General features: G+C 70.0%; 2 protein-coding genes and 1 pseudogene. 2 read left to right on the plus strand and 1 reads right to left on the minus strand.

What is annotated here, in order from left to right; all coding sequences use genetic code 11:
• Positions 1 to 578: pseudogene (locus tag HW445_RS22165) on the minus strand (PucR family transcriptional regulator); the annotation flags it as partial.
• 148 nt (positions 579 to 726) lie between these two features.
• On the opposite strand from HW445_RS22165, the gene HW445_RS22170 reads away from it, so the two are divergent.
• Together HW445_RS22170 and pruA are read left to right on the plus strand one after the other, a co-directional pair.
• On the plus strand, positions 727 to 1,653 hold the full coding sequence (locus tag HW445_RS22170) for a proline dehydrogenase family protein (RefSeq protein ID WP_180222730.1): 927 nt from the start codon (positions 727 to 729) through the stop codon (positions 1,651 to 1,653).
• Positions 1,654 to 1,710: 57 nt separating this feature from the next.
• Positions 1,711 to 3,342 (plus strand): L-glutamate gamma-semialdehyde dehydrogenase, encoded by a 1,632-nt coding sequence (pruA, locus tag HW445_RS22175; RefSeq protein ID WP_180222731.1) that lies wholly within the window; start codon positions 1,711 to 1,713, stop codon positions 3,340 to 3,342.
• Positions 3,343 to 3,698: the final 356 nt, after the last annotated feature.

Here is a 3,698-nt window from a genome sequence, read left to right on the forward strand (position 1 = left end):
GGCTCGCCCTCGGTCCACGGCGTCACGCACAGGGCGGTGTACAGGTCGCCCGCGTCGGGCCCGAGCGCCGACTCCAGCGCGGTCAGCGCGATCTCCCGCTCCCGGCCCGGACCGCCGCTCTCCAGCACCCGCCGGAACTCCCGGGTCACCGAGTCCTCGGCGGAGGCCTCCTCGGCGAGCAGCCCGCCGATGCGCTCGGCCACCCGCATGGCCGACGCCAGCTGGGCCTCGGTGGGGCCGGGGTCGGACTCCAGGAGCCAGACGTACCCCTGGACGACCTCACGTGAGCGGGCCGGCAGGCAGATCCGCCCCCGCAGCACCCCTGCCTCCGGTGCCGGGGGGATGCGGACCGGGCCGGTGGCACGGGCGATGCCGAAGCCCTCGAACCAGGCCTTGACCTGCGCCGACGAGCTGCGCGCGAGGATCGTCCGGGTCCGCACCGGGTCGAGTTCCGCCTCGTCGCCGAGCCCGTCGTGCACGCCGAAGGCGATCAGTCCGAAGTCGCGGCCCTCGAGGGTGGCCGGGACGCCCAGCAGCGCGGAGATCTCGTCGACCAGTTCCTGGTAGTCGGGTTTCACGGCTCCATTCTCCCTCCTCTTCATACAGATGTCTGAGAGGAAAGCCGGTGATCCGTGACAGGTGTCGATAGGTGAAACCGAACCCGGATCCCTACCGTTCGAAGCGGCGGTCCACGCCCTCGTCACTTTCGTTTTTCCAGGAGGTCCCGTGCTGGGTCCCGTGATTCTCGCCGCCTCGCGCAGCGACAGGATGCGCCGTCTCGTCACCGCGGCACCGGGCACCAAGCAGGTCGTCGACCGGTTCATCCCCGGTGAGACGGTCGGCGACGTGCTGCCGATCGTCCGCCGGCTCACCGGCCAGGGCCTCGAGCTCACCATGGACGTGGTGGGCGAGGACATCACCACCCCCGAGCAGGCCGAGGCGGCCCGCGACGCGTACCTGGAGCTCATCGCCCACGTCGGCGAGCTGGAGCTCGGTCCCCGGGTGGAGATGTCCGTCAAGCTCTCGATGTTCGGCCAGGACCTCGAGGACGGCGTCGCGCTGTCCCGCGCCAACGTGCGCCCGGTCGTCGAGGCCGCCGCCGCGATCGGCACCACCGTCACCCTCGACGCCGAGGACCACACCACCATCGACAGGATGCTGGCCACCCACGCCTGGCTGCGCGAGGACTTCCCGCAGACCGGCTGCGTGATCCAGGCGATGCTGTTCCGCACCGAGGAGGACGCCCGCCGTCTCGCGGCGAGCGGCAGCCGGGTGCGCATCGTCAAGGGCGCCTACAAGGAGCCCGCCGAGGTGGCGTACCAGTCGAAGGCCGAGATCGACAAGGCGTACGTCCGGATCATGAAGATCCTGATGGACGGCGACGGCTACCCGATGATCGGTTCGCACGATCCGCGGATGATCTCCATCGGACAGGAGCTCGCGCGGCGCGCAGGGCGCAAGATGGACGAGTACGAGTTTCAGATGCTGTTCGGCATCCGCGGCGACGAATCGCTGCGTCTCGCCGCCGAGGGTCACCGGATGCGTGTCTACACCGCGTACGGCACCGACTGGTACGGCTACTTCATGCGCCGTCTCGCGGAGAAGCCGTCGAACCTGAAGTTCTTCCTGCGTTCGATGGTCAGCAAGGGCTGAGCCCCGCACCGCTCAACCGCACCCACCGCTCAGAGCTCTCACAAGGAGAAGGAACCCATGGACGCTGTGACCCAGGTCCCCACGCCCGTGAACGAGCCGGTGCACGGCTACGCCCCCGGCTCCGCCGAGCGCGCCCGGCTGGAGGCCAAGCTCAAGGAGCTGGCCGACAACCCGATCGAGCTCCCGATGACCATCGGCGGCGTCAAGCGCCTCGGCGGCGGCGAGGAGTTCAAGGTCGTCCAGCCGCACAACCACCAGGCCGTCCTCGGCACCGGCCGAGGCGCCACCCAGCAGGACGCCCAGGAGGCGATCGACGCCGCCCTGGCCGCCGCCCCCGCCTGGCGCGCGATGTCCTTCGACGACCGCGCCGCGATCATCCTGCGCGCCGCCGAGCTGCTGTCCGGCCCGTGGCGCGAGACGCTGGCCGCCTCCACCATGCTCGGCCAGGGCAAGACCGCCCAGCAGGCCGAGATCGACACCCCCTGCGAGCTGGTCGACTTCTGGCGCTTCAACGTGCACTACGCGCGCCAGATCCTCGCCGAGCAGCCCCCGGCCAACTCCCCGGGCGTGTGGAACCGCATGGACCACCGCCCGCTGGAGGGCTTCGTCTACGCGATCACGCCGTTCAACTTCACGGCCATCGCCGCCAACCTGCCGACCGCGCCCGCGCTGATGGGCAACGTCGTGGTGTGGAAGCCGTCCCCGACGCAGACCCACGCCGCCGTGCTGATGATGAGCCTGCTGGAGGAGGCGGGCCTGCCCAAGGGCGTCATCAACCTGGTCACCGGTGACGGCATCGCGGTCTCGGAGGTCGCGCTGAACCACCGCGACCTGGCCGGCATCCACTTCACCGGCTCGACCAAGACCTTCCAGCACCTGTGGAAGACGGTCGGCGCCAACATCGAGAACTACCGCACCTACCCGCGCCTGGTCGGCGAGACCGGCGGCAAGGACTTCGTCGTCGCCCACCCGAGCGCCGACCGCGCGATCCTGAAGACCGCGCTGACCCGCGGCGCCTTCGAGTACCAGGGCCAGAAGTGCTCCGCCACCTCCCGCGCCTACATCCCGGCCTCCATCTGGAACGACGGGTTCAAGGAGGCGTTCGCGGCCGAGGTCGACGGCATCAAGATGGGTGACGTCACCGACCTGTCGAACTTCATCGGCGCCGTGATCGACGAGCGCGCCTTCGCCAAGAACAAGGCCGCCATCGACCGCGCCAAGGCCGACGACGCCTGCACGATCGTGGCCGGCGGCACCTACGACGACTCGGTCGGCTGGTTCGTCCGCCCGACCGTCATCGAGTGCACCGACCCGGAGAACGAGGTCTTCACGACCGAGTACTTCGGCCCGATCCTCGCCGTCCACGTCTACGAGGACGACAAGTACGAGGAGATGCTGACCCAGATGGAGTCGGCCTCCGACTACGCCCTCACCGGCTCGGTCATCTCCGGCGACCGTGCCGCGGCGGCGTACACGATGGAGAAGCTCCGCTACGCGGCGGGCAACTTCTACATCAACGACAAGTCGACCGGCGCCGTGGTCGGCCAGCAGCCGTTCGGCGGCGGCCGCGCCTCCGGCACCAACGACAAGGCCGGCGCCCCGCAGAACCTGCAGCGCTGGACCCTGACCCGGGCCATCAAGGAGACCCTGGTCCCGCCGACCGAGTACGGCTACCCGCACATGGGCTGACCGCCCGCGCGCACCCGCGCACACGGCTCCGCCCCCGTTCCCTCCTCCGAGGGGCGGGGGCGGAGCCGTGTGCTGTGACGGATGAGCCGGGAGTGAACCCGTGGGTCCGATGGGGTGGTCTCCGTCTCGGATAGTAGGACGTCCGACTAACTGTGGAGACAACCAAGCCCGCCTGGCCTAGCTTGGTGGAAGCCGAACATCTCGCCCGACCCGGCGAACGGCGTTGGCGAGCCACGCCCCACGCAGGCGACCCCTGCGGCGTGCCGCTCCCCGCCCCTTCCGGCGCCTCTCGTCACTCTTCCTCCGAAGGAGCCGATGCGTCATGTCCGAGACGACCGTCGCCGCGCACCCGCACA

The organism is Streptomyces sp. UH6, assembly GCF_013421635.1.
GTDB lineage: Bacteria > Actinomycetota > Actinomycetes > Streptomycetales > Streptomycetaceae > Streptomyces > Streptomyces abyssomicinicus.

Bases quoted from the DNA above. Each gene is read 5' to 3' on its own strand.
- pruA (WP_180222731.1), top strand. From the start codon at position 1,711: ATGGACGCTGTGACCCAGGTCCCCACGCCCGTGAACGAGCCGGTGCAC.